This is a genomic window from Roseobacter sp. YIN89, assembly GCF_057219365.1.
The window spans coordinates 877,918-903,610 of record NZ_JBXVVD010000001.1 but is presented as its reverse complement, the minus strand read 5'-3'; the positions used below and the strand labels follow the sequence as shown (position 1 = coordinate 903,610).

The following is a 25,693-nucleotide window of genomic DNA, read 5'->3' as shown; positions in this document are numbered from 1 at the left end:
GTAGGGGCCTGAACGTGCTCTGCCGTTTTGGGGGCGGTAGGCTGGCATTGGCTGGCAGCTGCGCGCAGGCCCACCTTTTGGTGCGACTTGCAGCCGGATTACGGCTGACTTATCAAGCGCCATGGCCAAGTTATACTTTCACTACTCTACGATGAATGCCGGTAAATCCACTGTTTTGCTGGCGGCCGCTCACAATTACGAAGAGCGTGGTATGACGCCGTATCTGCTCACTGCCGCATTCGACGACCGGGCAGGATCGGGCAGGATCGGATCGCGGATTGGCATCTCGCAACCTGCGGACACCTTTACGCCCGAACAGGACCTTTTTGCCAAAATTGCCGCGCGTCTGGACGCGGGGCGCGTTGACTGCATTTTTGTCGATGAGGCGCATTTTCTCAGTGACGACCAAGTCTGGCAGCTGGCCCGCGCGGTTGACGATCTGGCCGTCCCGATCATGTGCTTTGGGCTGCGTGTCGATTTTCGCGGCAAGCTCTTTCCCGGGTCGGCCACGCTTTTGGCGCTGGCAGACGAAATGAGAGAAGTGCGGACAATCTGCCATTGCGGTAAAAAGGCGACCATGGTCATTCGAAAAAATGAAAATGGCGAAGTGCTGCGCGACGGCGCGCAGATTCAGATTGGCGGCAATGAAACCTATGTATCGCTATGCCGGCGGCACTGGCGCGAAGCGGTTGGCGACAGTGCGACCGGAACCTGACGCCGCCCTGCGCGTTGCTCTTTCGACAGGATCGAAAGGAGCACAAACATGGATCGTCTCAGCATACTTCTGACCATTATGACCGGTGCCGTTGCTGCCGGGCTCATAGTTGTACCGGGCTTTGCCATGGGCTACCCCGCCCTGCCCGTTATCATCCTAGCAGCCATTGTGTCGGTGCTGGTGGCTTGGCCGGTGGCTTATCAGATTTCGCGCCGGATTAAATCACAGGATCCGAACTGGGAAAAAAAGCCGCGGCCAAAGGCGCTGCCCGACGCGAACGCCCCAGAGGTCTGACCTCAGACAGCGTTGGGTAAAGGCTTTCCGGCAAAAAATGCCTGCAGGTTCGCAACACTCATCAGACCCATTTCTTCGCGCACTTCGAGCGCCGCTGTACCAAGGTGCGGCAAGAGCGTCACGTTTTCCATGTCTTGCAACGCCTGTGGCACTTCGGGTTCGAATTCATAAACATCAAGCCCCGCCCCCGCGATTTGCCCCGTGGTCAAAGCCGCGATCAACGCCTTTTCCTCAACGACGTTGCCGCGCGCGATATTGACCAGATGCGCATGCCGCTGCATGGCAGACAAAACATCCCCGTTGATCAGATGGTGGGTCTCTTCCCCGCCCGGTACTGCGATGACCAGCACATCCACCTGAGCGGCCAGTGACGCCAGATTGTCGGCGCGGGTGGCGGGAAAATCCAGCGATTTGGCAGAGCGGCTGTGATAGGCGATCTTCATGCCAAACCCGAAGTGGCACCGTCGTGCAATGGCCTGTCCGATCCGCCCCATGCCGACGATGCCAACGGTTTTGCCCCCCAGATGCAGCCCGAGAAGTTGTGTCGGGTGCCAGCCTTCCCAAGCGCCCGCGCGCAACAGCCTTTCCCCCTCACCTACGCGCCGCGCGGTCATCAGCATCAGGCACAAGGCGATATCAGCCGTCGCGTCGGTCACAGCGCCCGGTGTGTTGCTGACAGCGATACCCGCAGCCGTCGCTGCCGAGACATCAATGTGGTTGTAGCCCACACCGAAGTTGGCCAACACCTTGCAGCGCGGCGCGGGCACTTGCGCGAATATCTCGGCAGAAAAGATGTCGCCCAGTGTCGGCACCACCCCGTCATAATCCGAAAGTGCGGCGCACATTTCCTCACGGCTCAGCGGGCCAGTGTCCTGCCGAACGGTGAGATCAAATTCAGCCCGGGCCGCCGCCTGAACCTTTTGCGGCAGTGGGCGGCTCATAAATATGCGGGTCAATACATCCGCCCTCCCACTGGCACCTCAAGATCGGGTGTCAACAAAACCACCTCGCCATCGGCGTCCGGAATCCCCAGCACCAATGCCTCTGACATGAAGGGACCGATTTGGCGCGGCGGGAAATTGACCACCCCCATCACGGTTTTGCCGACAAGGGCCTCGGGTGTGTAATGCGCCGTGACCTGGGCCGACAACTTGCGTTCGCCAATTTGCGGCCCGAAATCGATCCACATTTTGATGGCAGGTTTGCGCGCTTCGGGGAAAGGCTCGGCGCGGATGACGCGACCGGCTCTGATGTCCACTTTCATGAAGTCGTCGAATGTGATTTCAGCCATTGGCAAGCTCCCGTGATCTGTCTGTTGCGGCTTTGACCGCGCGGGCTACCAATGCGGGGAACCCGTCCTTTTCGTCCATCAGTACTTCAAGGGCGGCCTGCGTTGTCCCGTTCGGTGAGGTGACATTCACGCGCAACTGCGCGGGGCTTTCTGCCGCGGCCATGGCAAGCGCACCTGCCCCCGCCACTGTGGCCTTGGCGAGTTGCATCGCGATTTCCGGTGGCAAGCCTTCTGCCTCACCCGCAGATGCCATCGTTTCGATCAGGTGGAACACATAGGCAGGGCCGGAACCGCTGACGCCGGTCACCGCATCAATCAGGGCTTCTTGCTCGACGCGGACGACGTCACCTACTGCGCGCAGCAGATCTTCGGCTTCGGTCAAAGCTGCGGTGCCCGCCTGCGCATTGCCAGTAATGGCCGTCACGCCCTGAGAGATCGCCGCAGGTGTATTGGGCATTGCCCTCACGATCGGCGTGGCGGGCCCGAGGATGTCTTCGAAATAGGCTATCGTGACGCCCGCTGCGACGCTGACGAAAACCGTATCCCCACTTCCCATCGCTTTTAGGGTCGGCAGCGCTTCGGCCATCATCTGGGGCTTTACGGCGACCAGCACCACGGCGGGGTGCGCTGGCAGGTCTACATTCAGGTGGACGCCGGACTCTCTGAGCCAGTCCGAAGGGTGCGGATCAATCACCCACACCGAGGAGTGGGGCAGACCCTGCGCCAGCCAGCCCTGCAGCATGGCCGTTCCCATTTTGCCGCAGCCCAGCAACACAAGGCCCCGGGCTGCGCATCTGCTGTTTTCCATGATCTCCCCCGTTCACATAGCATCGGGGGAGAGGTTTACGCGCGTCCGTACGCCTCTGCAATGGCGACCTGAAGCGCCTGCGCGGGCGATTGATTGCCCCAGATCAGCAGTTGCATCGCGGGATAGTAGCGTTCTGCACTCATGACAGCCGCGCCGATCATCGTGTCGATCTGTTCGGCGCTTGCCACATGCCCCCCCGCGAGCACGAGGCCGTAACGATAGACCATCAGCTTTTGCTCTTCCCAGAAGGTGAAAGAACCGGCCCAGCATTGGTCATTGACCTGGTTCAGCAACGCATAGAGATCAGACATCTTCTCTTCGGGCGGTTCCATCTCGAAAGTGCACACCATGCGGAGTGTCTCGTCATAGGCGGACCAAGCCAGTGTGAGCGAGTAGGTGCGCCACTGTCCCTCTACGGCCATCGCAATCTGCTCATCTGAAATGCGGTCGAAATCCCAATCATGATGGGCTGCCAGATGTTCTACTATGTCGATGGGGTGGATGTCGTCTTCGAGATATTGCTCGGACAAGGCCATGGTGTCACCTCTTTATATCGCTCTAGCGATTGAGGCCGTAACGGGCCCCAATCCTAGGTGCCTGCTCTACAGACCGGGGCGATCCCCCGTGCCCGTACTAGATATGGTGCGGTGTGAAACACTATCTGGCAACCCCTATTCTTGAGGTGACACACAATAAGTTGTGGATATAGCGTCTGCAGAGCGCAATTTGCAGGCAAAGCTTAACAGGCTCTCGCAGGGAACCGGACGCGTTAACGACTTGTTCGCCGGTGCGACCGAAACGGCGCCCCCGCGCAAAACAGATCCGCGGGGTGCCAAATCAAATAATGTAATGGCGCGTCAGCGCCGCCGCTGGATCAGTCTTTGGCTTCCAGCGCGTCGAGACGCGCTTTGAGCGCCTCGTTTTCTTCACGCGCCTTTTGCGCCATAGCCCGGACCGCGTCGAATTCTTCGCGTGTGACGAAATCGCGGTCGGCAAGCCAGCGATCCATCATGCCTTTCATCGCCGTCTCGGCTTCGTCGCGCGCACCCTGCGCGACCCCCATGGCATTTGTCATCAACTGGGAAATATCATCGAAAATCTTGTTACGAGTCTGCATTTGGGCTCTCCACCTTGCTTGACCTTTATATGGGCCTCGGAACGGGTCTGTGCAAGGTTGACTTCCCCCAGGCGCCAAGGGCAAGGATGCGGCATGCAAGCACGCCTGCCCTTTCCCGATATCTCGCCCGAGATCTTCTCTGTCACCCTTTTTGGTGTGGAACTGGCACTGCGCTGGTATGCGCTGGCCTATATCGTCGGGATCGTGCTGGGTTGGCGGTTGGCCCTGCGTGCGGCCAAACGCGCAGACCTCTGGCCCGATGACCAGCCTGTGATGGCACCGCGCCAGATTGAAGACTTACTGACGTGGATCATTCTGGGCGTGATCCTTGGCGGGCGGCTCGGCTATGTGGCGTTCTACCAGCCGGGCTATTACCTCGCCAACCCGGGCGAAATACTGGCGATCTGGCAGGGCGGCATGTCCTTTCACGGCGGCTTGATCGGCGTGATCGTCGCGGCGCTTGTTTTTACGTGGCGGCACCAGATCGCACGGCTCAGCGCGGCAGACCTCATGGCTCTCGGTGTGCCGCCTGGTTTGCTGCTGGGCCGCATTGCCAATTTCATAAATGCCGAACTGTGGGGCAGACCCACGGACGTGCCATGGGGGGTCGCCTTTCCCACGCAGGCCGCACAGGACTGTCCGGGCATCGACGGAATCTGCGCCCGCCATCCGTCACAACTCTACGAGGCCGGGCTGGAAGGGCTGTTGCTGGGCGCGGTGCTGATCTGGCTGGTCTGGCGATCCGGCGCGCTCAAACGACCCGGAACCGTGGCCGGCACCTTCTTTGCCGGATACGGCCTGTCGCGCTTTTTCGTCGAGTTCTATCGCCAACCGGATGCGCAATTCATCACGGCGGACAACCCGTTGGGACTGGCATGGCACGTGGGCGGCTACGGGTTGACCATGGGGCAGATTCTGTCACTGCCAATGATCCTGACCGGGATCATCCTGATCCTGCAGGCGCGGGTGCGCCGCTGATGTCACTTAGCGAGCTGCTTGCCCAGCGGATTGCGCAGACCGGGCCTATCAGTGTCGCAGAGTATATGGCCGAGTGCCTGATGCATCCCGTTCACGGCTACTACGCGACGCGCGACCCGTTCGGCACGGCAGGAGATTTCACAACGGCGCCCGAGATTTCGCAGATGTTTGGCGAACTGCTGGGCCTCTGCCTTGCACAGGCTTGGGTGGATCAGGGCCAGCCGGCCCGTTTTACATTTGCCGATCTCGGCCCCGGGCGCGGCACGATGATGGCCGATATGCTGCGCGCAACCGCGCAGGTGCCCGGTTTTCACGCGGCAGCGGACATCGTGCTGGTCGAGACGTCCGCACATCTGCGTGACGTGCAAGCCGCGACACTGGGCAAAACACCGGCCCGTTGGATCGAAACGGTGGATCATTTGCCTGACGGCCCTGTGTTCGCAACCGCAAACGAGTTTTTCGACGCGCTGCCAATCCGGCAATTTTTGCGCACCGCAGCCGGTTGGCGCGAACGGCAAGTCGGGCTGGATAACGGGGCGCTTTCCTTTGGTTTGGGCGCAGAAACCCCGCAACCCGCGCTGGCACAGCGCCTCGCGGATACGACCGAGGGCGATCTGGTCGAAGTTGCGGCATCGGCAGCCCCGATTGCCGAGGCGTTAGGACACCGCATCGAAACCCGGGGGGGCGCAGCCCTGATCGTGGATTACGGCGACTGGCGCAGTCTGGGAGACACGTTGCAAGCCCTGCGCGCCCACGAACCTGTCGACCCTCTCGACGGTCCCGGCACGGCCGATCTGACCGCGCATGTCGATTTCGAAGCGATCGCGACAGCTGCGCCTTGCACGTACACCCGGCTCACGCCGCAGGGTGTCTTTCTGGAACGGCTCGGAATCACGCAACGTGCGCAAAAGCTTGCCACTTCGCGCAGCGGCGACGCGCTGGAGGCACTCGTCAGCGCACATCGGCGCTTGACGCACCCCGCGCAAATGGGAAACCTGTTCAAAGTGCTCGGCCTTTTTCCCAAAGGCAAAGCGCCACCGCCGGGATTGGAAGTATGACGCTGGAAATTCTGACCGCAGACAGTCTCTCGCCTGTCACGCACGGCTTTTTCACGCGCAAGGGCGGGGCCTCTTCCGGTGTTTTTGCCGGTCTGAACTGCGGGCATGGCAGCAGCGACCAGAAAGAAGTGGTCGCGATCAACCGCGCCCGCGTTGCCGATGCCATGGGCGTTAAGGCATCACAGCTGACAGGCGTGCATCAGGTGCATTCAGCCCGTGTGTTTGTCGCGGAGGCGCCGCAAGACCCCCGCCCCGAGGCAGATGCAATCGTGACCCGGACACCGGGGCTGGCGATATCGGTGCTGACGGCAGACTGCCAGCCTGTATTGTTTGCCGCTCCCGAGGCCGGAGTTGTCGGTGCAGCGCATGCGGGATGGCGCGGCGCACTTGATGGCGTGCTCGAAGCAACGGTGGACGCCATGGTCGAACTCGGTGCAGAGCGCGAACAGATCACCGCTGTGATTGGCCCGAGCATATCGCAGGCGGCCTACGAAGTCGGGCCGGAATTTTTCGATGTCTTCATGGCCGAAGACCCAGCCTATGCGCGTTTTTTCGCCAATGGTCAGGACGACCGCATGCAATTCGATTTGCCTGCCTTCGGGCTGCACAGGTTACGCAAAGCAGGGATCGGCTCTGCCGAGTGGACACGGCACTGCACCTACCGTGACCCCGAGAGATTTTACAGCTATCGCCGCAGTACGCACGCAAAAGAGGCTGATTATGGCCGCTTGATCGCCGCGATCCGCGTGTGAAAATCGGCCAAATAAGGCGCAATCGAGGCGCAATGCGCCCCCGCGCCGCCCCATTTCACGTGAACAATCCGCCTTTTTCACGCTTATTGGTGCGAAGTTCGCGCATAGGTTAGGCACAAAACCCATAAAATGAAGGGCAGCAGCGCGAACCCGCTGATTTGGGCAATTCGTTCAAAATTGCAGCAAAGAAAAATTTTGCTTTTCGCATTTTTTATCCATCTCGCCCCAAACCCGCCCGATTGATCTGACAATTTGATGCTCAACGAGAGGCAAACGCCCACGCAGTCTTAACGAGCAGCAGAACCAGAAGAGAACGACAATGAACAAACGCTTTATCAAATCCGTGATCGCCACAGCAGAGCAGACATCTGTGGAAATGCCATGGACACGAGGCAAAAAGCGCGCAGCGTTCATCGCAAAGCGCGCACAGCAGGCAAGTGTGAAGCGCAAATACGCGTGATAAGGCCCCTCCAAAGGCGCAAAGCTTCACGACAATAACCGCCCCGCCAGCGAATCGCCTGGCGGGGCGTTTTCGTTACGCAAATGTGACGGGAAGGCGGTTTGAGGCGAAACAAAGCGCTGCCTCATTTTCGATTATGTGCCGCTGTTGCGTTAATTGATCTCAATTTTTGACAAATTACGCGTTGGGCTGTGAACTTGTGCGTATCCAGACACGAAAGAGCAACCCTTTGTCCTTTCCGTGTTCGTCGGTGGGGCCGGCACGGAATGCGACGTATTTTTAAAGAGTACCGCATGAGCCTTACACAATCTTTTTCCAGTTTGAATGCCCGCCAGTCGTCTTCCTCGGCCAAATCTGTGGTCGGAGATACCCTGATCCAACCGTCCGTCAGACCGGCATTTGGCGTCCGCATTGCCGATATTGCCGCGATGCTGCCCGATGGCAGCACCGTGATTGGACAACGCAAAATCCCTACCACTCCGCATTTTGACCAAGCCTTTGGAGCATTTGCACAGGGCACCGTTTTTCAGGCCCCGCAGGGGTATATCGCGGTTGAAGACCTGCGCCCCGGTGACCAGTTGACGACCGCAGACGGTGGTCAGGAAACAGTCACATGGATCGGATCGGCCACGTTTTCTGCGTCAGATCCCGGCGAGCGCATGAAAGTGACGCGCATCATGGCAGACAGTTTCGGTGTCAACCGCCCGCAGTCTTTTGTGAGTGTCGGGTCTGCAGCGCGTGTTTTACAGACTCCAGCGGCAATGCGGTCCGACCTCGGCGACAAAAAGGTAACTACGCCTGCGGCACAGTTTGTTGACGGGGTAAACGTCATCGAGGTTACGCCGCCCACACCGATCCGTCTGTTCCATGTCGCGCTGCAGAACCATGCATTGTTGCTGGCAGGTGGTCTCGAAGTAGAAAGCTATCACCCCGGCGCGCAGCCCTTGCAGATGCTGTCACACACCTTGCGGTCGGTATTCATGTCGGTATTTCCGCATATCCACCGGATCAGCGATTTTGGCGTGCTGTGCACACCGCGCGCCCCCGGAATTGAAGATGCGAAAAAAATGGCCTGAGCAATGACAGCGCCAGAGCCTCAGGCGCTGGCGCCTTCAAGCCGCTTTTCCAGCACATCAAAGGGTACGCCCGGTTCATCCTTTGCACCCCGGATCACAAGCGACGTCTTGACGCTTTCCACATTGGGCGTGGTCAGCAACTCGCCAGTGAGAAACCGCTGAAAGCTCGACAAATCGGGTGCTGCACATTTCAGGATGAAATCAACCTCGCCGTTGAGCATGTGGCATTCGCGGACGAGCGGCCACGCAACGCAGCGTTCTTCAAAGGCGGCAAGGTCGGATTCTGCCTGACTGGCCAGACCTACCATCGCAAACACCTGCACCTCAAATCCAAGCTCGCGCGCGTTGACATCTGCATGGTAGCCCTTGATGTAACCCGCTTCTTCCAGCGTGCGTACACGCCGCAAACATGGTGGCGCAGAAATGCCCACGCGTTTGGCCAATTCGACATTGGTCATTCGACCGTCGGCCTGAAGCTCTGCCAATATTTTTCGATCAATAGGATCTAACCGCGTCGACGCCATGTTCCCCCCCCAGTCTTTTGCGGTTGTTATACCACTACCGGTAGCGTGCGCAATAATATTTCACCAGAGCGCAATTTTCTTTCCCATCCTGTGCTTGGTGACATGGCAGATTTGCGCACAGACCATAAGAAGAGGGGGTTTAAGCTGCGCTGCAGGGCTTATATACCGAACACGCTGCTTTGACTGAATTGGGGAACTCCATGAGCGACACTCGACACACGCGCGTTCTAATCATCGGCTCCGGGCCTGCGGGCTATACCGCCGGCGTCTACGCGAGCCGCGCCATGCTTGAACCCATTCTCGTGCAGGGGATCGAACCGGGCGGACAGCTGACAACCACAACCGAGGTGGAAAACTGGCCCGGCGACACAGAGGTGCAGGGACCGGATTTGATGGTCCGCATGGAGGCACATGCCAAGGCCATGGGCACAGAAATTATCGGGGACATCATTACCGATCTTGATCTCAGCACCCGACCTTTCAAAGCAACAGGTGACAGTGGCACAACTTACATCGCAGATGCTGTCATTCTGGCCACCGGTGCCCGCGCCAAGTGGCTTGGGCTGCCGTCGGAAGAGAAATTCAAAGGGTTCGGCGTGTCTGCCTGCGCAACTTGCGATGGATTTTTCTATCGCGGACAAGAAATCGTTGTCGTGGGCGGCGGCAATACTGCGGTTGAAGAGGCACTGTTCCTGACGAATTTTGCATCGAAAGTGACACTGGTACATCGCCGCGACGAGCTTCGCGCGGAGAAGATTCTGATCGACCGGTTGATGAAGAATCCCAAGATCGAGCCGCTGTGGTTCCATACGCTGGAGGAGGTTGTCGGCACCGAAAACCCACTGGGCGTCGAAGCGGTCAGGGTCAAGCACACAAAGACCGGCGAGATCACGGAAATCCCCGCCAAGGGCGTCTTTGTGGCCATCGGCCATGCGCCCGCCAATGAACTGGTCAAAGATGTGCTTGAGACGCATATGGGCGGCTACGTCGTAACCAAGCCTGACAGTACCGAGACCTCTATTCCCGGCGTGTTTGCCGCAGGCGATCTGACGGATCACAAATACAGACAGGCAGTCACCTCTGCCGGCATGGGCTGTATGGCAGCTCTCGAAGCAGAAAGGTTTCTGGCGGAGAATGAGGGTGAAGACACTTCGCTGCCCTTGGGCTACGGCGCAGAGGTCGCGGAAAGCGCGGCAGAATAGCCCTGCGCTGCTCACCCCGCGTTTTACGGGGTGTTGCGTGCGTACGGTGGATTAAGCGACCGCTGACCAACCTCGGGGATAACCCGGATCACCAATTCATGATCCGAGTTTGTCCACGAGGTGAACCATGCCGACGCGCGCTGCCCTGTCACACATCCCCGGCCCACCGACCCCGCCGCTGATCGGCCACACACTTGCCGTTGCACGCGACAGTTACGGCACGCAAGCGGACTATATGCGCCGCTTTGGCGACACGTACAAAGTCAAAATGCTCGGCGTCTGGCGGGTCAACATGTGCGGTGTTGATGCGCTGGAATATGTGCTGCTCGACAAGGACAAGATATTTTCGTCGGAAGGGGGCTGGGACGCGCTGCAAAAGATCTATCCCGGCGGGCTTATCCTGCAGGACTTTGACCATCACCGGCAAAACCGCCGGATCATGATGGCCGCGTTTCGCGCCTCGGCCATTCGAGACTACCGCGTGCGCATGGAAGAGACGATGCGCCGGATGTTGCACCAGTGGCCAGCCAATGAACCTTTCTGCTTTTACGAAGCGATCAAACATCTCACCTTGCGCGTGGGCGGTGCGGTGTTCATGGGGCTGCCGCTGGACGGGGCGCTCGCGCAACAGATCAATCGTGCGATCACAGACGAGATCCGCGCGTCGGTTACGCCGATCCGGCAAACGATCCCTTTTACGCCGATGTGGTATGGCGTGCGCGGGCGAGACTTTCTGCGCGACACGTTCCGCGCGTTGATCCCTGCGCGACGCGCGACCGGCGGTGATGATTTCTTTTCGCAGATGTGCCTTGCGACCGACGATAACGGCCAAAGCTGGAGCGAGGATGAAATCGTAAATCAATTCAACCTGTTAATCATGGCGGCGCATGACACGACCGCGACGTCCCTGACAGTTATGATGGCGGCTCTCGGGCAGCATCCGGCTTGGCAAAAGCGTTTGGTGAGCGAAGTTGCCAGCCTTGGCGAAGGGCCATTGGATGAGGAAAAACTGGCCCGCATGACAGAAACCGACAAAGTGTTTCGGGAAGCGTTGCGGCTGGTGCCCCCCGTGCCGTTCATCCCGCGGCTTGCCACGCGCGATTTTCACTGGAAAGGCTATGACATTCCGGCAGGCACATCGATCTCGCTGAACCCCGGCCCGACGATGCTGTCTCCTGATCTTTACACCAACCCAAACAAATTCGACCCTGACCGGTTTTCGCCCGAGCGCGCCGAGGACCGGGTGCACCGATTTGCGTGGACGCCGTTTGGCGGCGGGGCGCACAAATGTATCGGGATGCATTTCGCCACGATGCAGGTAAAGCTTTTTATCGCGACACTGCTGCGCGACCGTCGCGTTTTGCTGCCCGGCGGGGCCCCGACATGGCAGCGCATGCCCATCCCGAAACCCAAAGGCGGTCTGCCCGTGGTGCTGCGCGCTGCATAAAACTGCTCAGCAATCGCAAAAAAAGGCCGCAGAAATCTGCGGCCTTCACGGTTTCGGTCTGTTCGACAGCGTTTTAATGTACCGGCACCGGGGCGTAGTCATTTTCGCAGGCCAGATGAAACGCGAGTTTCCGGTCGGCAACGAGAGCAAGTTGCTGCCCGTCACTGTCGTGAACGGCGTAAAGCTGCTCCAACCCGTCAACCTGCGTCTGCACTTCGTCCGGCAGGTCGGTCACATCAACGGCTTTGACATAGACGATGCGATCGCTGGCCGGGGCTGCGTCAAATGGGTTTTGCATTGTCTTATCCTTTCTTGATGTTGATGGTTTGGACAACGGATTGAGGCTTTTCACGAGTAAGATCGACGTGCAGCAAGCCGTTTTCCATTATCGCTTCGCCCACATCCACGCCGTCGGCCAGCACAAAGCTGCGTTGGAACTGGCGCGCGGCGATACCGCGGTGCAAGAACACCCTACCCTCGCTGTCATCTTTCTGCCGCCCGCGAATAACCAACTGTCGGTCTTCGACGGTGATTGACAGATCACTTTCAGCAAAGCCGGCGACGGCCAGCGTGATGCGGTACGAAAAATCTGAAGTTTGTTCGATGTTGAAAGGCGGGTACCCTTCATTGCCGGATTTTGCCGTGCGTTCCAGCAACCTTTCCAGCTGTTCAAATCCCAGCATATGGGGATAAGAACCCAGAGTCATTTTTGTCATGCGACACGTCCTCATGGATCAAGCGACAGTCAAACGCGGGCCCCGTAACGGCAGCCCACGTGTGAAATATGGGGAGACTTTCCCTGTTTCGCAAGGGCTATGCCGTTTGATGCCAAAGGCTTATGATACCGCCATGATCAACGATGGAATCACCCGTTCATGAACGCTCCTACCGATCTATCGATGAAAACCGATGAAGTGCTCCGGGTCGAGCTGGAGGTCTTTCGGCGCGAACACCGCGATCTGGATGACGCTATTGCAGCGCTGACCGAAAAAGGCACGGCAGATCAGCTGACGTTGCAGCGTCTCAAAAAGCGCAAACTGCGCCTGAAAGACCTGATTGCCCGCATAGAAGACCGTCTTACCCCCGATATCATCGCCTGACCCGCCGCCCGGTGATTGCGCGTCTGCGCGGTTTGTCTATAGTGCCGCACTCCGACCCACCCCGGTAAAAGGCCGTACGATCTATGACCACTCCTGCCGTTGGCATCATCATGGGCAGCCAGTCAGACTGGCCGACCATGGCAGAGGCCGCCGAAATCCTCGACACCTTGGGGATTGCATACGAAAAGCGCATTGTATCGGCGCACCGCACGCCGGACCGGCTTTGGGAATACGGCAAAACCGCGGCTGAACGGGGCTTGCAGGTCATTATTGCCGGTGCGGGCGGGGCTGCGCATCTGCCTGGGATGATGGCATCCAAGACGCGGGTGCCGGTCGTCGGTGTACCGGTTCAGACCAAGGCGCTGGCAGGAGTTGATTCGCTGTATTCCATTGTTCAGATGCCGCGCGGCTATCCGGTGGCGACGATGGCAATCGGCGCAGCGGGTGCCGCTAACGCGGGCCTGATGGCTGCCGGAATTCTGGCGCTGCAGGATGCAGACCTTGCTGCACGGCTTGACCAGTGGCGCGCGGAGCTTTCCGCATCCATCCCCGAGGCCCCCAGCGATGACTGACACCCTGCAGCCCGGTGCAAAAATCGGTATCCTTGGTGGCGGGCAACTTGGTCGTATGTTGTCTGTCGCAGCCTCGCGCCTTGGGTTCTCCTGCCATATCTTTGAGCCGGGCAAAGCCCCGCCTGCGGCACAAACCGCCTTAGAGCTTACGACGGCGTCCTACGAGGATGACGCGGCACTGACGCGGTTTGCCAAATCGGTCGATGTCGTCACCTACGAATTCGAAAACATCCCAACCGGCGCGTTGGACGTTATCGAGGCGCATGCCCCGATCAGACCCGGACGCGAAGCGCTACGTGTCAGTCAGGACAGGCTGATTGAAAAAACTTACCTTTCCGAACTTGGTCTCACGGTTGCGCCGTTTGCCGAGGTTTCGGACGCGGCATCGCTTTTGGCCGCGATCAACGCGGTCGGTGCGCCCTCCATCCTCAAAACCCGCCGGTTTGGATATGACGGCAAGGGACAGGCGCGCTTGGCAACCTCCGCAGACGCAGAAGCGGCGCTGGCAGACATGAACGGTGCCCCTGCTGTTTTGGAAGGTTTTGTCGAATTCAGCCACGAGGTATCTGTTATCGCCGCGCGTTCAAGCACCGGTGAAGTTGCCTGCTTTGACCCCGGCGAGAACGTGCACAGAGACGGCATCCTGCACACCACAACCGTACCCGCCAGACTGAGCGCGAGCCAGCGTACCGACGCGGTGCTGATCGCAGCCAGAATCCTCAATGCACTCGACTACGTTGGTGTGCTCGGGGTCGAATTGTTTGTCACCCGCGAAGGCCTGATCGTGAACGAGATCGCACCGCGTGTGCATAACTCAGGCCACTGGACACAGAATGGCTGTAGTGTCGACCAGTTTGAACAGCATGTACGCGCCATCGCGGGCTGGTCGTTAGGGGATGGGACGCGCTATGCCGATGTCACCATGGAAAACCTGATTGGGCACGACGTGGAGCGGGTGGCAGATCTGGCGAAAGAGCCGCGCACGGCGCTGCATCTTTATGGAAAGGCTGAAACCAAGCCCGGGCGCAAAATGGGACATGTCAACCGGATCACCGGCTAACACCTCAGCCCAGCAAACGCTCTGCCATGCCGCCGGTCACATAGCTAAACGTGCCTTCAACCATGGTTGCCGCAACCCTTTTTGTCTGGCTGTCGAGGATGACAATATCCGCGCGTTGCCCGGGGGCCAGCGTACCACGGTCGGTCAGACCCAACACAGCGGCCGGCCCCGAAGAGATCAGCGCCCAAGCCTCCGGCAGCGGCAGAACACCGCTTTGTGCGAGCATCAGCGCCGCGCGACGCGGGCTGGGGTAGTGGTAATCTGATGCCAGTGCATCGCACAGCCCCATTGAGATGAGGTCGACCGCACTGACGTTTCGCTTGTGTGACCCCCCCCGAACCGCATTCGGCGAGCCCAAGACGATCAGGTCGCCAGCGTCCCGCGTTGCTTCGGCTGCTTCGATAGTTTCAGGAAATTCGGCCACCTGCGCGCCCCGCGCGTGCCAGTCTGCCCGGCCTTGCTTGGTGGCATCGTCGTGGCTGCCGATGCGCACACCTCTGGGACGCAGAACCGCGCAGAGTTTATCGACGGCATCGGGGACTTCGCCCGCGCGCTCGTAAAGCTCCATCATCAGCGCATAATGCGCCTCGGGGCTGCGCCGGGCGCGCAACGCCTGCGTGATGTGGCCCGCTGGCTGCTTGCCCTTGGACAGCTTGTCGTGCGGCAGATGATCATTGAAAACGATGTAATCAATGCCCCAGCGTGTCATCATATCGGGCACGTCTTCATAGAGATGCAACATATGCATTTCGAGACGCAGTTGCGCGCGAATATCTGTGACCAGCGACGGCGCAGTATCGCGAATGGTGCAAAAGACCTGCTCTGCGTACTCTTCGCCGCGCACGCCGCCTTCCCAGCTTACAAACTGTGCGATCACTCCTGTGGTCACACCGTTTGCTGCAAGCTCAGCCTCGGTCGCGACCAGACCTTCGTCCATCTGTTTCATCGCACCGCGACGCGGGGCCATGTGACGCTCGTGGCCGTCACCATGCACGTCGACAATACCGGGCAGAACCATAAAGCCGGTCAGATCAACCGATCTGCCTGCACGCTCCTGCGTGATCCTGCCATCAGCAACTGACAACGGTTCGCGCCGCATCCCGTCTGGGTGCAGCACCTCGGCGCCAACAATATCAAGGTTTACCAATTTCCGTTCCTATCCCCGGCACGCAACTTCCGTCGGGGCAGCCGATCTGATCCAGCACCGCTTCGAACCACGTCAGATCACGATCAAACCGCCCGACCCGGAGAAATGTCACAACCTGACTGATAACGCGAGGATTATTCATCATGAAAGTGTGTGTCACCGGCAGGACGATGTGATCGGCCATGCCAGCCACGCGCGTCGATGCCACCGAAACCTTGCCGTCGTCTGCTCCGGGCAGCAGAGACGAAAAATAGGGGTTGAGAGACTGGTCACCTGCGATGATTCCCGCCTCAAAATTGAGCGGCGGCAAACTGCGCGGCAGATCATCCTGTCCGGTGCCAAGCTGCGCGCCGGCTGGTCCGTTGATCCAGTCAAATGCCTGAATGTCGTCCAGCGCATCGACAATCTCGCTGCCCTGATTGGGCGGGCCAAGCATCACCGCCCGACCGATCCGGTCCGCGCCGTTATCCGCAGCCCATTTGCGCAAAAGAATACCGCCCATCGAATGCGTCACGAAATCCACTTTGCGCTTTGGACCGCAGTCGCGAACCGCATCGGGCAGCGTGCGCTGGACCAACTCGCCGACGGGCGCTTCGGTTGAAGGGTAGCCGGGGCGGACAACCGTATAGCCTTCATTGCTGAGCGCGGCCTCCATCACAGCGAACGAAAATTCCGTCCGTGCCAGCCCATGCAACAAAATCACGCAACGGGCTTGCGCGGGTGCAGCGACCAGCGCCAGACCGAAGGTCACCACATATGCAATTACAGCCCTTTTCATGCGCATTGAGATAACCCTTGTGCCCGGTCTACAAAAGGACGACGTCGCGCAATTTTTCCAAGGAGAGATAAAATGCCTGCAAAGTCGCCACGGATTGCCGTCCGGGGGATCATTATCCGGGACGGGCGGCTGTTGCTCGTGAATGCATGGCCCGGCGGGAAAAGCGCACTGATGTGCGCCCCGGGCGGCGGTGTCGAGCCGGGCAGTTCCATGCCCGAGAACCTTGCACGTGAAGTCTATGAGGAAACCGGCCTGCGCGTTGAGGTTGGCGCTCCGTGTCTGGTGAACGAGTTTCATGACCCCGCTTCCGGATTTCACCAGATCGAGGTGTTTTTCCGCTGCCACCTTCTAAGCGATGCCGAGATTGATCCAGCCTGGCGCGATCCGGAAAATATCGTGTCCAAGCATCTGTGGGCGGATGCACAGATGTTTGCCGAGTTGATGGTAAAACCTGACAGTCTGGCGCGGGTGGCGTTTAGCGCGGAGCAGGTGGCGGCTTATGATCCGCTGGAGTTGGTCGTGATGTGACCGCAAGGCCGATGCCAAAGACCACCAGCAGTGCCGCAGCGATCACCACGAACGTAACGCTTTCTGACAGCAAAGCCGCACCGGTCAGAATGGCGATGATCGGCACGCTCAGTTGCACCACGGCGGCCACGCTTTGTTGGAGCCGTGGGAGCACGCGATACCACAAAGCGTAGCCGAGACCGGATGTCACGCCGCCGCAGACAAGAGCGAGCACGATGCCCCATGGGGTTACAAAGCTGACGAATGGCAGCAGGACCAATGCAAGCGGAGGCAGACAAATACAGAAGTTCGCGGCCGTCGCTGCCAACGGGTGCTGCGCGTTTCGGCCCGAAATTGTGTAGACCGCCCAGCCCAGTCCGGCGACGACCATTGCTGCAGCACCGATCGGGTCGCTTACACTGTCGGGCGCGGGCCAAAGAACCAGCACCAGTCCTGCAAACGCGATGGACGCGCCGATGATCTGGCGGGGCGTCGGGTTTTGTCCCCGTGCTGCGGCGTGCAAAAACATGGTAATCTGAACGACACCAAAGAGGATCAACGCGCCGAGGCCAGCGTCCAAGGTCACGTAGGCCAGCGAAAATCCAATCATATAAATGGCAAGGCTGGCTGCACCGACCGCGCGCATAGGATCTTTCCACGGGATGCGACGCGTGCGTGGCAGCACCATCGCGGCCAAAACGAGCGCACCTGCCAACACCCGCAGGACGGCAAAACTCATCGGGTCTGCATATCCGCCATCTACCGCCAGTCGCGTCAGGATCGAATTGGCGGCAAAAGCAACCATCGTAAAGGCGGTGAGTAGGACCACATGCATGGCCAAGGGCATAAAGGCGAATGGAACCGGAGCCAAGGGTACAGGCCCGGTATCACGACAAGCTGATGTGATGCCGGTTTCGCCACCGGGTGCTATGCGGCGCGATCCTCGTGAAAAACGCGACCTGGAATCGACCGCGACACCAAGGTCCGCGCGTTACATAAGGTAGCGTCCACGGCGCCCCGTCAGCGTCGACAGCGTCACGCGCATGGTCTGGACAAAATGTGCGCGCAAGACGCCTTTGCGAACGTCATCGGGTTTCAAACCCGACTTTTCGAGATACACGTCGCATCCGGCCAAACTTGCGCGGGCCCCAAGCTCATCGTCCGCACGCCCGGAAACGAGCACGATCCCTATTGCATGATCTTCCCGCCCCGATCGCAATCGGGCCGCGCATGCCAGCCCATCGATGTCCGGTAGGAAGTAATCCAGCAGGACAACATCAACTGCATGCTCCGAAAGGAGTTCCATCATCTGGGCGGCTCCGTTCGCCTCATGCCAACGGAATCTCAGACCTGCCGCATGACACAGCCGACGCAGGCGCGCGCGATCAAAGGCACTGTCATCCACAGCGAGTAGCGATAAAGGCGGCTGGTTTACTGTAGCGGCGGCAACATGTGGCGACAGATTCGGTTGCATGGATCACTTTCCGATTTCGACAGGATTCAGAAACTACACACGCGTCCCGTTACCGAGATCGGCGCCGGTATAATAACGCGGACCAAGGTGCCGCGTGGCGCACCTGTTTCAACAATCTCTGCTGTTCCGCCGTAGGTGGCTGCAATCTTTTGCACAATGGCAAGCCCCATGCCACTGCCTTCAATCTCATCGCGCGGACGCAGGGTGGTCATGGCGGCAAAAACCCGTTCGCGGCAGCTTGCCGGGATGCCGGGGCCGTCATCTGCCACCTCGATACAGACGCTACCACCCCTTTTCATGACCGACAGTTTGATCGTACCGGTGTCGCGGTCATGGTGCCTAAAGCTATTGGTAACCAGCGCTGCCAACAGGCTGAGCGCGTCACGCTCGCCAATCCGCAGTGTTTTGTGTGCGATGTCCGTTATGACCCCGAAGCCCTGCGGAATGCGCGTTTCTTCAAGTACCTCTTGAAACGCGGTGCCTATGTCGACATCCGCGACGTCTTGCATCCGACCGACACGGGAGTAGGCCAGAAGATCGACCAACATCCGGTCCAACCGCCCCGTATGAGTGTTCATCAAATCGATACTCTCGGCGACAGATTTGTCGATCTTTACACCCGCCGATTCCAAATCCTCAACGATCCACTGGGGTAAGTCGATCAAGGCGCGTACAGAATTTCGCACATCGTGGCTTATGAGATAGATGAAATCCTCAAAATCCGAATTGGCAGGCGGCACTTGAGGCACATACACTACAGGCTGCGGCGAAATTTGTGCGGAAGTTACTGTGCTCATTATGAAATGTCCTTGCGATGTCGCGCCCAGCACTAACAGGCACCGCTAAAGACACGGTTAATTTCAGATCATTGGTTTTCTCAGCCGCGGCAAGAAATTTTCAATCTCCACCCAATAGATAGCCGCAAGGAAATCGCAAATTGAAATGCAGCAACGGCCAGATGGTATATCGCATGCAGCCACCAGAAAAATGCCCGACAATCCTTGTTGTGGACGATGACAAGGTATTCGCGATGACCGTTCAGCGGGCGTTGCGGAAATTAAATCTGGACCACGCGACGAAAATTGTGCGTGACGGTGTCGAGGCGTTGGACTTTCTGACGGAATGCACTGTTTCGAATAATACCGATGTTGGCACGATTGTTTTTCTTGATCTGAACATGCCACGCATGAACGGGTGGGAATTTTTGGAAAAAATCGCGAAACAACGCGCGCTGGCGCCCGCGGCAATCTATGTCTTTGTTGATGATCACCACGTGCGCGATCTTGCCGGCAGGTTCGGCAGCGAGATCACCGGCTATATCAATAAGGATGTTGCAGGCGAAAAACTGGCAGCCGCACTTGAGGGTTTCTCTCGCGTCGAGAGACAGGCCCGCCTGGCATACTAAGAACGAAAAAAGGCCCGCGCGATGGCGGGCCTTTGATACTTTGCAAAGCAGGGTGGCTTACATCATGCCGCCCATGCCGCCCATGTCTGGCATACCGCCTGCTGGCGCTGCGCCTTCTTTTGCAGGCTTGTCGGCGACCATCGCTTCGGTTGTGATCAGCAGACCGGCAACGGATGCCGCGTCTTGCAGGGCTGTGCGCACAACTTTTGCAGGGTCAATCACGCCAAACTTGAACATGTCGCCATATTCTTCTGTCTGTGCGTTGAAGCCGAAGGACACGTCGCTGCTTTCGCGGATTTTGCCCGCAACAACAGACCCGTCAACACCGGAGTTCTCAGCGATCTGGCGCAGCGGCGCTTCGATTGCTTTACGGATGATGTTGATGCCTACGTTCTGGTCGCTGTTCGCGCCTTCCAGACCGTCGAGAGATTTGCCGGCTTGCACCAGAGCAACACCGCCACCGACAACAACACCTTCCTGAACAGCGGCACGTGTCGCGTTCAGTGCATCGTCAACGCGGTCTTTGCGCTCTTTCACTTCGATTTCGGACATACCACCGACGCGGATCACCGCAACACCGCCTGCGAGTTTCGCAACACGCTCTTGCAGCTTTTCACGGTCGTAGTCAGAGGTTGTCTCTTCGATCTGAGTGCGGATCTGAGCAACGCGCGCTTCGATCTCGGCTTTCTCGCCTGCACCGTCAACGATGGTTGTCTCGTCTTTGGTGATCTGGATTTTCTTTGCAGAACCCAGCATGTCCATTGTCACGGACTCAAGCTTCATGCCCAGATCTTCGGAGATGACCTGACCACCTGTGAGGATCGCGATGTCCTGCAGCATGGCTTTACGGCGGTCGCCGAAGCCAGGCGCTTTGACAGCTGCGATTTTCAGGCCGCCGCGCAGTTTGTTCACAACCAGAGTTGCCAGCGCTTCGCCTTCGACGTCTTCTGCGATGATCAGCAGTGGTTTCTGCGACTGGATCACTTGCTCGAGCAGGGGAACCATCGGCTGCAGCGAGGACAGTTTCTTCTCGTGCAACAGCACGATGCAGTCTTCCAGCTCTGTGGTCATCTTGTCGGCGTTTGTGACAAAGTAAGGGGAGAGGTAGCCGCGGTCGAACTGCATGCCTTCGACGACGTCTGTCTCTGTTTCCAGACCTTTGTTTTCTTCGACGGTGATCACACCCTCATTGCCAACTTTTTGCATCGCGTCTGCGATCTGCTTGCCAATCTCGGCTTCACCGTTGGCAGAGATCGTGCCAACCTGAGCAACTTCGTCGCTGTCGGTCACGTCACGTGCAGCTGCTTTGATTGCGTCGACGACTTTTACGGTCGCCAGATCAATGCCGCGCTTGAGGTCCATCGGATTCATGCCCGCGGCCACTGACTTCATGCCTTCTTTGACGATGGCCTGCGCCAGAACGGTTGCGGTTGTTGTACCGTCACCCGCTTCGTCGTTGGTGCGCTGAGCCACTTCTTTGACCATTTGCGCGCCCATGTTTTCGAACTTGTCTTCCAGTTCGATTTCCTTGGCCACGGAAACACCGTCTTTGGTGATGCGTGGTGCGCCGAAGGATTTGTCCAGAACAACGTTCCGGCCTTTGGGGCCGAGTGTTACTTTGACCGCGTCAGCAAGGATGTTCACACCCTTGAGCATACGGTTACGGGCATCGGTGTCGAATTTGACGTCCTTAGCAGCCATGTCGTTATCTCCTCTTGAGAATATCTAATAAAGCGATGGATGGATCGAGTAGCGCGGTCGCTTACTCGAGGATCCCCATGATGTCGCTTTCTTTCATCATCAGCATTTCCTGACCGTCGACGGTCACTTCAGTGCCTGACCACTTGCCGAACAGGATGCGATCGCCTGGCTTTACTGCCATTTCGATCAGCTCGCCGCTGTCTTTACGGGCACCTTCGCCGCAAGCAACAACTTCACCCTCGGAGGGTTTTTCCTTTGCGCTTTCCGGGATAATCAACCCGCCAGCAGTTTTCTCTTCGCTTTCAGTGCGCTTTACAAGCACGCGGTCATGAAGCGGTTTCAATGCCATCTTTGTAGCTCCTTAAGGCTCAAAGTTACTCCCTTACAGTTTCCGACGGCCTTGCCGGAGACTGCGTTATCACTCACCTGGGTCGAGTGCTAACGACGCATAGCTAGGGATGCGGCAGAGTAGTGTCAACAGCTTCGATCACAAAAAATTTCATGTTTTTCTGCCGCACTGCAGCGTCCCCAATGGCTGAATTCAGCCGCCCAGAACCTGATCTGCAGCGCTGACCGCCTCAGCGCCCTTAGGTGTAAGGCCGTAGACACCTTTTTCGACGCGCTCGAACCACCCGTAATGGTCATCGCGCATCATGCGGGTGGCGTTTGCCACACCTGTCTCGCGCGCGACATCCGCACCTTTACTTGCACCGATCTCGAACAGATAAAGCGCCAGCTTCAAAGCATCCTGACGATAGGCTGTCACCAACCCTATGCGCTGCTGTCCACCGGTGTTCGGGTCCCCCTGCCGCCGCGCGAATTCACGCAACAACTGACCCTCCCTTTTTTTGGACTTACGCGGTGCATACGGCCCGGGATCGCAATGGACCTGAACGAAGCTGTCCTTAGGTCTGACTGTCATCAACCCCAACCCCAGTCGACGGCAAAGCGTCACCGATTGTTTGAGCGATTTGGCAAAGCGCTTGCCCGGCGCGTGTGCCACCGCAATATAAACGTCTTGGGTGACCTGCAACCGCGCCACGGCCTGATGAAACAGCGTCAGGGACAGTGACAGCTTCAACTCCACGACAACCGGTGGTTCCGCGCCGCGCACCGCAACAACATCCGCCGGGCCGACCTCTGATTTCACAACATATCCCTGATCTTCCAGCAGACGCTTTACCGGAGGATATAGATCGGTTTCCCTGAGCTTGCTCATGCCGCACCCTAACCAGAGGCAGCCCGCAGGCACAAACCCCAAATGAGCGGGCACACCGGTGTGTTGCGCTGCGGCATTGCGACGGGTGACATCCCCCGTGGCTCTTTCTATAAGGGCGGCAAATCAATCCAAACTTACGGAAATCGCAATGACCACGCTTGTTTTTGGCCATAAATCGCCCGACACAGACAGTACCGGCTCCCCAATCATCTGGGCCTGGTACCTCAATCAGATCAAGGGCATCAAAGCTGAGCCGGTACTGCTGGGCGAGCCCAACACAGAAGCCAAGTTCATGCTCGACCGCTGGGGCCTGACCATGCCACGCGTACTGGGCCAACTGGACGAGGGCGCGCCTGTTGTGATCGTCGACACAAACAACCCCGCCGAGTTGCCGGACAACATCAACGACGCCGACATCACGCAGATCATCGACCACCACAAGCTGGTAGGCGGGCTTGAAACAAAAGGGCCAATCGAGATTCGTATCGAACCGTTGGCCTGCACAGCAACGATCATGTGGAAAATGATCGGAAAAGATCTGGCGCAGATGCCGACAGAGATCAAAGGCGCGATGTTGTCCTGCATTCTTTCGGATACGCTGGAATTCCGCAGCCCCACCACAACTAATGAAGACAAGGCAATTGCTTGGGATCTGGCCCAAGATCTTGGCGTCGATATTTCCGAATATGCCGCAGAGATGTTTGCCGCTAAATCTGACGTGTCTGCCTTCTCGGAGGCCGAGTTGCTGCGCATGGACAGCAAGGAATACGAAGTGGGCGGCAAGCAATTCCGGGTGTCGGTTCTGGAAACCACGTCTCCCGGGCAGGTGCTTGACCGTAAGGACGCTCTGATGGCGGCCATGTCCGGCGTGGCAAAAGAAGACGGGGCGGATCAGGTGCTTTTGTTCGTCGTGGACATCCTCAACGAAGAAGCCACACTTCTCGTGCCCAACGAGTTGGTCAAATCTGTTGCCGAAAAGAGCTTTGACGCCGCGGTGGACGGTGACACGGTTGTCCTGCCGGGCATTATGAGCCGTAAAAAACAGATCATCCCCAACCTCAAGGTTTGATCCGAGAATATTCTTGGCCCGTGCGGCTCTTCATGCAACCCTCCGCGCGCGGAGGGTTGTTTTGCTTTCAAAACGCGACATTCAGGCATTGCTTGACCAAATGACGGCAGCTTATCGCGCCGGCAATGCTGACGCCTGCGCCAAGTTATTTACCAGTGATGCGCAACTGCATTCACCCTTTGGTCCGGCTGCTGTGGGGCGCGATGCGATCCGGCACGTGCACGAGGAATGGACCGCAGAGGCGAATACCAAAGGCTTTGCAATTATCGACCATGGCAGTTCCAATGATATGGCTTGGTGTCTCACGCGCTTTTCAGAAGGTGATGCTGCAGGCGGTGGCAGCTCTCTCATCGTTTTGGAAAAGCAAAGTGACATGCGATGGCTGATCCGCGCTTGTTGCCTTTATGAAGACGAATGACTGCTCTGCGCTTGCCAAGCCCGCCTCATTCGTGATCTGAGGCGACAACGCCCTACTATTAGCGCCATCGTCTTTCGTCAGTCAAAGAGGTACCCCCATGTCCCGTATCATCGACTCGCTTGCCGAGATATCCGCACAATACGACGCGCTCTTTGTCGACTTGTGGGGCTGTGTGCACAATGGAGTCGAGGCTCTGCCGGAGGCGGTCTCTGCCTTACAGAACTATCGTGCAGGTGGCGGCAAAGTCGTGCTGGTCACGAACTCTCCTCGCCCCCGCGAAGGGGTCAAAAAGCAACTGACCCACTTTGGTGTTCCCGATGACGCCTGGGATACGATCGCCACATCCGGCGACAGTGCCCGGTCCGCGATGTATCGAGGCGTTGTTGGCACAGAGGTCTGGCACATCGGCCCGCCAACTGACCTAAAGTTTTTTGAGCCGCCGAATATTGTAGAGGACCCGATAAAGATCAACCGGGTTGAGTTGAAAGAGGCAGAGGGCATGGTCTGCACAGGCCCGTTCGACAGCCTCGCCGATCCGGATGTGATGCGCCCGCAGTTCTTGCTGGCCAAGCAGTTGGGGCTGAAGCTGCTTTGCGCCAACCCTGATATTGTCGTCGACCGCGGGGACCAGCGCGAATGGTGTGCCGGCGCATTGGCGAAACTTTATACCGAGATGGGGGGCGAGAGCCTTTACTTTGGCAAACCGCACCCACCCATCTACGACCTCGCGCGGCGGCGACTGGCCGAGCTTGGGTATGATGTGGCTGACGCACGGACGCTGGCCATCGGCGACGGGATTCTCACCGATATTGCCGGCGCCATGGGGGAGGATATCGATTCTTTGTTTATCTCGGGCGGACTGGCCGCTGCGGAGACAAAAACCGTGCGGCAACCTGACGCAGAGGCGCTGCAATCCTACTTAGAAGCCGAAAAATCCAACCCAACATACACAATTGGGCACCTTCGCTGACAGATTTTCCTTGCTTTTCTGCGCGCGCAAAGTAATTAAGTTTCAATAATTGCTTTAACAGCGCCAGAAAATTACCGGAGGGTGATCATGTTGGATAACCTGCCACGCGGCACAATCTGCATCGAAGACATCGAGATGGGTATGTCACGCTACCTGCAAAAGGTTGTGACAGACGACGACATCGAAATGTTCGCGCAGATATCGACTGACCACAATCCGGTTCACCTAGACGACGACTACGCGCAGGACACTATTTTCGCGGGCCGTATCGCTCACGGCATGCTGACGGCCGGTTTGATCTCGGCGGTGATCGGCGAGCAGTTGCCCGGCCATGGCACGGTGTATCTTGGACAGTCGCTAAAGTTTCTGGCCCCCGTGCGCCCCGGCGATCTGGTGCACGCCGAAGTGACCGTGACCGATATCGACCCCGCCAAGCGACGGGTGCGCATGGACTGCGCATGTCGGGTTGACGGCAAAAAAGTTCTGGTCGGCGAAGCCACGGTGCTCGCGCCTTCACGTAAATTCGACTGATCTCGCAAGCTGAGCCGCGG

34 protein-coding genes are annotated in these 25,693 nt (G+C 58.3%); 18 read left to right on the top strand and 16 right to left on the bottom strand.

Annotated elements, in window-relative coordinates:
* The first annotated feature begins 121 nt into the window (after positions 1-121).
* Together AC2D8V_RS04450 and AC2D8V_RS04445 are read left to right on the top strand one after the other, a co-directional pair.
* The gene (locus AC2D8V_RS04450) at positions 122-715 is read left to right on the top strand and encodes a thymidine kinase (RefSeq protein ID WP_484732307.1); all 594 of its coding nucleotides are present in this window, start codon (positions 122-124) and stop codon (positions 713-715) included.
* A gap of 48 nt (positions 716-763) precedes the next feature.
* The gene (locus AC2D8V_RS04445; protein WP_484732306.1) at positions 764-1,009 is read left to right on the top strand and encodes a hypothetical protein; all 246 of its coding nucleotides are present in this window, start codon (positions 764-766) and stop codon (positions 1,007-1,009) included.
* A 2-nt stretch (positions 1,010-1,011) separates the two neighbouring features.
* Here the strand turns inward: AC2D8V_RS04445 and AC2D8V_RS04440 are convergent, their stop codons facing one another.
* From AC2D8V_RS04440 to AC2D8V_RS04420, 5 genes are all read right to left on the bottom strand, one after another.
* Positions 1,012-1,950 carry a 2-hydroxyacid dehydrogenase gene (locus AC2D8V_RS04440; RefSeq protein WP_484732655.1) on the bottom strand — a complete coding sequence of 313 codons (939 nt, stop codon included), beginning with the start codon at positions 1,948-1,950 and terminating at the stop codon, positions 1,012-1,014.
* A gap of 11 nt (positions 1,951-1,961) precedes the next feature.
* Positions 1,962-2,300 (bottom strand): tRNA-binding protein, encoded by a 339-nt coding sequence (locus AC2D8V_RS04435; RefSeq protein ID WP_484732305.1) that lies wholly within the window; start codon positions 2,298-2,300, stop codon positions 1,962-1,964.
* Entirely contained in the window at positions 2,293-3,108 is an 816-nt protein-coding gene (gene proC, locus AC2D8V_RS04430; RefSeq protein WP_484732304.1) for a pyrroline-5-carboxylate reductase, read from the bottom strand. Before proC ends, AC2D8V_RS04435 begins: the two co-directional genes overlap by 8 nt.
* Before the next feature lie 35 nt (positions 3,109-3,143).
* Positions 3,144-3,644, bottom strand: a complete 501-nt coding sequence (locus AC2D8V_RS04425; RefSeq protein ID WP_484732303.1) for a type III secretion system chaperone family protein — start codon at positions 3,642-3,644, stop codon at positions 3,144-3,146.
* 338 nt (positions 3,645-3,982) lie between these two features.
* Positions 3,983-4,225 (bottom strand): accessory factor UbiK family protein, encoded by a 243-nt coding sequence (locus AC2D8V_RS04420; protein ID WP_484732302.1) that lies wholly within the window; start codon positions 4,223-4,225, stop codon positions 3,983-3,985.
* 93 nt (positions 4,226-4,318) lie between these two features.
* Between AC2D8V_RS04420 and lgt the strand changes: the two genes are divergently transcribed.
* The 5 genes from lgt (at position 4,319) to AC2D8V_RS04395 (ending at position 8,549) form a co-directional block, all read left to right on the top strand.
* Positions 4,319-5,203 carry a prolipoprotein diacylglyceryl transferase gene (gene lgt / locus AC2D8V_RS04415; protein WP_484732301.1) on the top strand — a complete coding sequence of 295 codons (885 nt, stop codon included), beginning with the start codon at positions 4,319-4,321 and terminating at the stop codon, positions 5,201-5,203.
* Entirely contained in the window at positions 5,203-6,261 is a 1,059-nt protein-coding gene (locus AC2D8V_RS04410; RefSeq protein WP_484732300.1) for a class I SAM-dependent methyltransferase, read from the top strand. Before lgt ends, AC2D8V_RS04410 begins: the two co-directional genes overlap by 1 nt.
* Positions 6,258-7,013 (top strand): peptidoglycan editing factor PgeF, encoded by a 756-nt coding sequence (pgeF, locus tag AC2D8V_RS04405; protein WP_484732299.1) that lies wholly within the window; start codon positions 6,258-6,260, stop codon positions 7,011-7,013. The genes AC2D8V_RS04410 and pgeF overlap by 4 nt, the downstream gene beginning before the upstream one ends.
* Positions 7,014-7,332: 319 nt before the next feature.
* Positions 7,333-7,473, top strand: a complete 141-nt coding sequence (locus AC2D8V_RS04400; RefSeq protein WP_484732298.1) for a hypothetical protein — start codon at positions 7,333-7,335, stop codon at positions 7,471-7,473.
* A 293-nt stretch (positions 7,474-7,766) separates the two neighbouring features.
* On the top strand, positions 7,767-8,549 hold the full coding sequence (locus tag AC2D8V_RS04395) for a Hint domain-containing protein (protein ID WP_484732297.1): 783 nt from the start codon (positions 7,767-7,769) through the stop codon (positions 8,547-8,549).
* Positions 8,550-8,569: 20 nt separating this feature from the next.
* Here the strand turns inward: AC2D8V_RS04395 and AC2D8V_RS04390 are convergent, their stop codons facing one another.
* Positions 8,570-9,073: an Lrp/AsnC family transcriptional regulator gene (locus tag AC2D8V_RS04390; protein ID WP_484732296.1), complete on the bottom strand. Its 504-nt coding sequence runs from the start codon at positions 9,071-9,073 to the stop codon at positions 8,570-8,572.
* A gap of 200 nt (positions 9,074-9,273) precedes the next feature.
* Between AC2D8V_RS04390 and trxB the strand changes: the two genes are divergently transcribed.
* On the top strand, positions 9,274-10,275 hold the full coding sequence (gene trxB / locus AC2D8V_RS04385) for a thioredoxin-disulfide reductase (protein WP_484732295.1): 1,002 nt from the start codon (positions 9,274-9,276) through the stop codon (positions 10,273-10,275).
* Between the two features lie 127 nt (positions 10,276-10,402).
* Positions 10,403-11,722, top strand: coding sequence for a cytochrome P450 (locus AC2D8V_RS04380; RefSeq protein ID WP_484732294.1), 1,320 nt, complete (start codon positions 10,403-10,405; stop codon positions 11,720-11,722).
* A gap of 73 nt (positions 11,723-11,795) precedes the next feature.
* Here AC2D8V_RS04380 and AC2D8V_RS04375 read toward each other — a convergent pair whose 3' ends face one another.
* Together AC2D8V_RS04375 and AC2D8V_RS04370 are read right to left on the bottom strand one after the other, a co-directional pair.
* Positions 11,796-12,020 carry a DUF1150 family protein gene (locus AC2D8V_RS04375; protein WP_484732293.1) on the bottom strand — a complete coding sequence of 75 codons (225 nt, stop codon included), beginning with the start codon at positions 12,018-12,020 and terminating at the stop codon, positions 11,796-11,798.
* Between the two features lie 4 nt (positions 12,021-12,024).
* Positions 12,025-12,438 carry an Hsp20 family protein gene (locus AC2D8V_RS04370; RefSeq protein WP_484732292.1) on the bottom strand — a complete coding sequence of 138 codons (414 nt, stop codon included), beginning with the start codon at positions 12,436-12,438 and terminating at the stop codon, positions 12,025-12,027.
* 159 nt (positions 12,439-12,597) lie between these two features.
* Here AC2D8V_RS04370 and AC2D8V_RS04365 point away from each other — a divergent pair, with 159 nt between their 5' ends.
* The 3 genes from AC2D8V_RS04365 (at position 12,598) to AC2D8V_RS04355 (ending at position 14,454) form a co-directional block, all read left to right on the top strand.
* Entirely contained in the window at positions 12,598-12,822 is a 225-nt protein-coding gene (locus AC2D8V_RS04365) for a YdcH family protein (RefSeq protein ID WP_484732291.1), read from the top strand.
* Positions 12,823-12,905: 83 nt separating this feature from the next.
* Positions 12,906-13,394: a 5-(carboxyamino)imidazole ribonucleotide mutase gene (gene purE, locus AC2D8V_RS04360; protein ID WP_484732290.1), complete on the top strand. Its 489-nt coding sequence runs from the start codon at positions 12,906-12,908 to the stop codon at positions 13,392-13,394.
* Positions 13,387-14,454, top strand: coding sequence for a 5-(carboxyamino)imidazole ribonucleotide synthase (locus tag AC2D8V_RS04355; RefSeq protein ID WP_484732289.1), 1,068 nt, complete (start codon positions 13,387-13,389; stop codon positions 14,452-14,454). Before purE ends, AC2D8V_RS04355 begins: the two co-directional genes overlap by 8 nt.
* 4 nt (positions 14,455-14,458) lie before the next feature.
* Here the strand turns inward: AC2D8V_RS04355 and AC2D8V_RS04350 are convergent, their stop codons facing one another.
* Together AC2D8V_RS04350 and AC2D8V_RS04345 are read right to left on the bottom strand one after the other, a co-directional pair.
* The gene (locus tag AC2D8V_RS04350) at positions 14,459-15,601 is read right to left on the bottom strand and encodes an alpha-D-ribose 1-methylphosphonate 5-triphosphate diphosphatase (protein WP_484732288.1); all 1,143 of its coding nucleotides are present in this window, start codon (positions 15,599-15,601) and stop codon (positions 14,459-14,461) included.
* Positions 15,588-16,379: an alpha/beta hydrolase gene (locus AC2D8V_RS04345; protein WP_484732287.1), complete on the bottom strand. Its 792-nt coding sequence runs from the start codon at positions 16,377-16,379 to the stop codon at positions 15,588-15,590. The genes AC2D8V_RS04350 and AC2D8V_RS04345 overlap by 14 nt, the downstream gene beginning before the upstream one ends.
* Positions 16,380-16,451: 72 nt before the next feature.
* Here AC2D8V_RS04345 and AC2D8V_RS04340 point away from each other — a divergent pair, with 72 nt between their 5' ends.
* Entirely contained in the window at positions 16,452-16,907 is a 456-nt protein-coding gene (locus AC2D8V_RS04340) for an NUDIX domain-containing protein (RefSeq protein WP_484732286.1), read from the top strand.
* On the opposite strand, the gene AC2D8V_RS04335 is transcribed toward AC2D8V_RS04340, so the two are convergent.
* The 3 genes from AC2D8V_RS04335 to AC2D8V_RS04325 form a co-directional block, all read right to left on the bottom strand.
* The gene (locus tag AC2D8V_RS04335) at positions 16,855-17,721 is read right to left on the bottom strand and encodes a DMT family transporter (RefSeq protein ID WP_484732285.1); all 867 of its coding nucleotides are present in this window, start codon (positions 17,719-17,721) and stop codon (positions 16,855-16,857) included. The two genes, AC2D8V_RS04340 and AC2D8V_RS04335, sit on opposite strands and share 53 nt — an antisense overlap.
* Before the next feature lie 156 nt (positions 17,722-17,877).
* Positions 17,878-18,360, bottom strand: a complete 483-nt coding sequence (locus AC2D8V_RS04330; RefSeq protein WP_484732284.1) for a response regulator — start codon at positions 18,358-18,360, stop codon at positions 17,878-17,880.
* 26 nt (positions 18,361-18,386) lie between these two features.
* Entirely contained in the window at positions 18,387-19,157 is a 771-nt protein-coding gene (locus AC2D8V_RS04325; protein ID WP_484732283.1) for a sensor histidine kinase, read from the bottom strand.
* A gap of 173 nt (positions 19,158-19,330) precedes the next feature.
* On the opposite strand from AC2D8V_RS04325, the gene AC2D8V_RS04320 reads away from it, so the two are divergent.
* Positions 19,331-19,765: a response regulator gene (locus AC2D8V_RS04320; protein WP_484732282.1), complete on the top strand. Its 435-nt coding sequence runs from the start codon at positions 19,331-19,333 to the stop codon at positions 19,763-19,765.
* Between the two features lie 57 nt (positions 19,766-19,822).
* Here the strand turns inward: AC2D8V_RS04320 and groL are convergent, their stop codons facing one another.
* From groL to AC2D8V_RS04305, 3 genes are all read right to left on the bottom strand, one after another.
* Positions 19,823-21,466, bottom strand: coding sequence for a chaperonin GroEL (gene groL / locus AC2D8V_RS04315; protein ID WP_484732281.1), 1,644 nt, complete (start codon positions 21,464-21,466; stop codon positions 19,823-19,825).
* A gap of 61 nt (positions 21,467-21,527) precedes the next feature.
* Complete coding sequence (locus AC2D8V_RS04310) at positions 21,528-21,815, bottom strand: co-chaperone GroES (RefSeq protein WP_484732280.1); 288 nt, start codon at positions 21,813-21,815, stop codon at positions 21,528-21,530.
* Positions 21,816-22,007: 192 nt separating this feature from the next.
* Positions 22,008-22,685, bottom strand: coding sequence for a DUF2161 domain-containing phosphodiesterase (locus AC2D8V_RS04305; protein ID WP_484732279.1), 678 nt, complete (start codon positions 22,683-22,685; stop codon positions 22,008-22,010).
* A gap of 148 nt (positions 22,686-22,833) precedes the next feature.
* Between AC2D8V_RS04305 and AC2D8V_RS04300 the strand changes: the two genes are divergently transcribed.
* The 4 genes from AC2D8V_RS04300 to AC2D8V_RS04285 all read left to right on the top strand — a co-directional run bounded on the left by AC2D8V_RS04300 (position 22,834) and on the right by AC2D8V_RS04285 (position 25,673).
* Positions 22,834-23,754: a manganese-dependent inorganic pyrophosphatase gene (locus AC2D8V_RS04300; RefSeq protein WP_484732278.1), complete on the top strand. Its 921-nt coding sequence runs from the start codon at positions 22,834-22,836 to the stop codon at positions 23,752-23,754.
* Between the two features lie 13 nt (positions 23,755-23,767).
* Complete coding sequence (locus AC2D8V_RS04295) at positions 23,768-24,172, top strand: YybH family protein (protein ID WP_484732277.1); 405 nt, start codon at positions 23,768-23,770, stop codon at positions 24,170-24,172.
* A 97-nt stretch (positions 24,173-24,269) separates the two neighbouring features.
* Complete coding sequence (locus AC2D8V_RS04290; protein ID WP_484732276.1) at positions 24,270-25,142, top strand: TIGR01459 family HAD-type hydrolase; 873 nt, start codon at positions 24,270-24,272, stop codon at positions 25,140-25,142.
* Between the two features lie 87 nt (positions 25,143-25,229).
* Positions 25,230-25,673: a MaoC family dehydratase gene (locus AC2D8V_RS04285; RefSeq protein WP_484732275.1), complete on the top strand. Its 444-nt coding sequence runs from the start codon at positions 25,230-25,232 to the stop codon at positions 25,671-25,673.
* The last annotated feature ends 20 nt before the right edge of the window (positions 25,674-25,693 follow it).

Excerpts from the sequence above, each read along its gene's own strand:
- AC2D8V_RS04305 (WP_484732279.1), bottom strand. The coding sequence starts at position 22,685 with ATGAGCAAGCTCAGGGAAACCGATCTATATCCTCCGGTAAAGCGTCTG.
- groL (WP_484732281.1), bottom strand. The coding sequence starts at position 21,466 with ATGGCTGCTAAGGACGTCAAATTCGACACCGATGCCCGTAACCGTATG.
- lgt (WP_484732301.1), top strand. The coding sequence starts at position 4,319 with ATGCAAGCACGCCTGCCCTTTCCCGATATCTCGCCCGAGATCTTCTCT.
- AC2D8V_RS04290 (WP_484732276.1), top strand. The coding sequence starts at position 24,270 with ATGTCCCGTATCATCGACTCGCTTGCCGAGATATCCGCACAATACGAC.
- AC2D8V_RS04365 (WP_484732291.1), top strand. The coding sequence starts at position 12,598 with ATGAACGCTCCTACCGATCTATCGATGAAAACCGATGAAGTGCTCCGG.
- AC2D8V_RS04425 (WP_484732303.1), bottom strand. The coding sequence starts at position 3,644 with ATGGCCTTGTCCGAGCAATATCTCGAAGACGACATCCACCCCATCGAC.
- trxB (WP_484732295.1), top strand. The coding sequence starts at position 9,274 with ATGAGCGACACTCGACACACGCGCGTTCTAATCATCGGCTCCGGGCCT.
- AC2D8V_RS04310 (WP_484732280.1), bottom strand. The coding sequence starts at position 21,815 with ATGGCATTGAAACCGCTTCATGACCGCGTGCTTGTAAAGCGCACTGAA.
- AC2D8V_RS04285 (WP_484732275.1), top strand. The coding sequence starts at position 25,230 with ATGTTGGATAACCTGCCACGCGGCACAATCTGCATCGAAGACATCGAG.
- AC2D8V_RS04375 (WP_484732293.1), bottom strand. The coding sequence starts at position 12,020 with ATGCAAAACCCATTTGACGCAGCCCCGGCCAGCGATCGCATCGTCTAT.
- AC2D8V_RS04340 (WP_484732286.1), top strand. The coding sequence starts at position 16,452 with ATGCCTGCAAAGTCGCCACGGATTGCCGTCCGGGGGATCATTATCCGG.
- AC2D8V_RS04380 (WP_484732294.1), top strand. The coding sequence starts at position 10,403 with ATGCCGACGCGCGCTGCCCTGTCACACATCCCCGGCCCACCGACCCCG.
- pgeF (WP_484732299.1), top strand. The coding sequence starts at position 6,258 with ATGACGCTGGAAATTCTGACCGCAGACAGTCTCTCGCCTGTCACGCAC.
- AC2D8V_RS04410 (WP_484732300.1), top strand. The coding sequence starts at position 5,203 with ATGTCACTTAGCGAGCTGCTTGCCCAGCGGATTGCGCAGACCGGGCCT.
- purE (WP_484732290.1), top strand. The coding sequence starts at position 12,906 with ATGACCACTCCTGCCGTTGGCATCATCATGGGCAGCCAGTCAGACTGG.
- AC2D8V_RS04370 (WP_484732292.1), bottom strand. The coding sequence starts at position 12,438 with ATGACAAAAATGACTCTGGGTTCTTATCCCCATATGCTGGGATTTGAA.
- AC2D8V_RS04320 (WP_484732282.1), top strand. The coding sequence starts at position 19,331 with ATGCAGCCACCAGAAAAATGCCCGACAATCCTTGTTGTGGACGATGAC.
- AC2D8V_RS04330 (WP_484732284.1), bottom strand. The coding sequence starts at position 18,360 with ATGCAACCGAATCTGTCGCCACATGTTGCCGCCGCTACAGTAAACCAG.
- AC2D8V_RS04345 (WP_484732287.1), bottom strand. The coding sequence starts at position 16,379 with ATGAAAAGGGCTGTAATTGCATATGTGGTGACCTTCGGTCTGGCGCTG.
- AC2D8V_RS04300 (WP_484732278.1), top strand. The coding sequence starts at position 22,834 with ATGACCACGCTTGTTTTTGGCCATAAATCGCCCGACACAGACAGTACC.
- AC2D8V_RS04395 (WP_484732297.1), top strand. The coding sequence starts at position 7,767 with ATGAGCCTTACACAATCTTTTTCCAGTTTGAATGCCCGCCAGTCGTCT.
- AC2D8V_RS04435 (WP_484732305.1), bottom strand. The coding sequence starts at position 2,300 with ATGGCTGAAATCACATTCGACGACTTCATGAAAGTGGACATCAGAGCC.
- AC2D8V_RS04325 (WP_484732283.1), bottom strand. The coding sequence starts at position 19,157 with ATGAGCACAGTAACTTCCGCACAAATTTCGCCGCAGCCTGTAGTGTAT.
- AC2D8V_RS04445 (WP_484732306.1), top strand. The coding sequence starts at position 764 with ATGGATCGTCTCAGCATACTTCTGACCATTATGACCGGTGCCGTTGCT.
- AC2D8V_RS04390 (WP_484732296.1), bottom strand. The coding sequence starts at position 9,073 with ATGGCGTCGACGCGGTTAGATCCTATTGATCGAAAAATATTGGCAGAG.
- AC2D8V_RS04335 (WP_484732285.1), bottom strand. The coding sequence starts at position 17,721 with ATGCATGTGGTCCTACTCACCGCCTTTACGATGGTTGCTTTTGCCGCC.
- AC2D8V_RS04440 (WP_484732655.1), bottom strand. The coding sequence starts at position 1,950 with ATGAGCCGCCCACTGCCGCAAAAGGTTCAGGCGGCGGCCCGGGCTGAA.
- AC2D8V_RS04450 (WP_484732307.1), top strand. The coding sequence starts at position 122 with ATGGCCAAGTTATACTTTCACTACTCTACGATGAATGCCGGTAAATCC.
- AC2D8V_RS04355 (WP_484732289.1), top strand. The coding sequence starts at position 13,387 with ATGACTGACACCCTGCAGCCCGGTGCAAAAATCGGTATCCTTGGTGGC.
- AC2D8V_RS04420 (WP_484732302.1), bottom strand. The coding sequence starts at position 4,225 with ATGCAGACTCGTAACAAGATTTTCGATGATATTTCCCAGTTGATGACA.
- proC (WP_484732304.1), bottom strand. The coding sequence starts at position 3,108 with ATGGAAAACAGCAGATGCGCAGCCCGGGGCCTTGTGTTGCTGGGCTGC.
- AC2D8V_RS04400 (WP_484732298.1), top strand. The coding sequence starts at position 7,333 with ATGAACAAACGCTTTATCAAATCCGTGATCGCCACAGCAGAGCAGACA.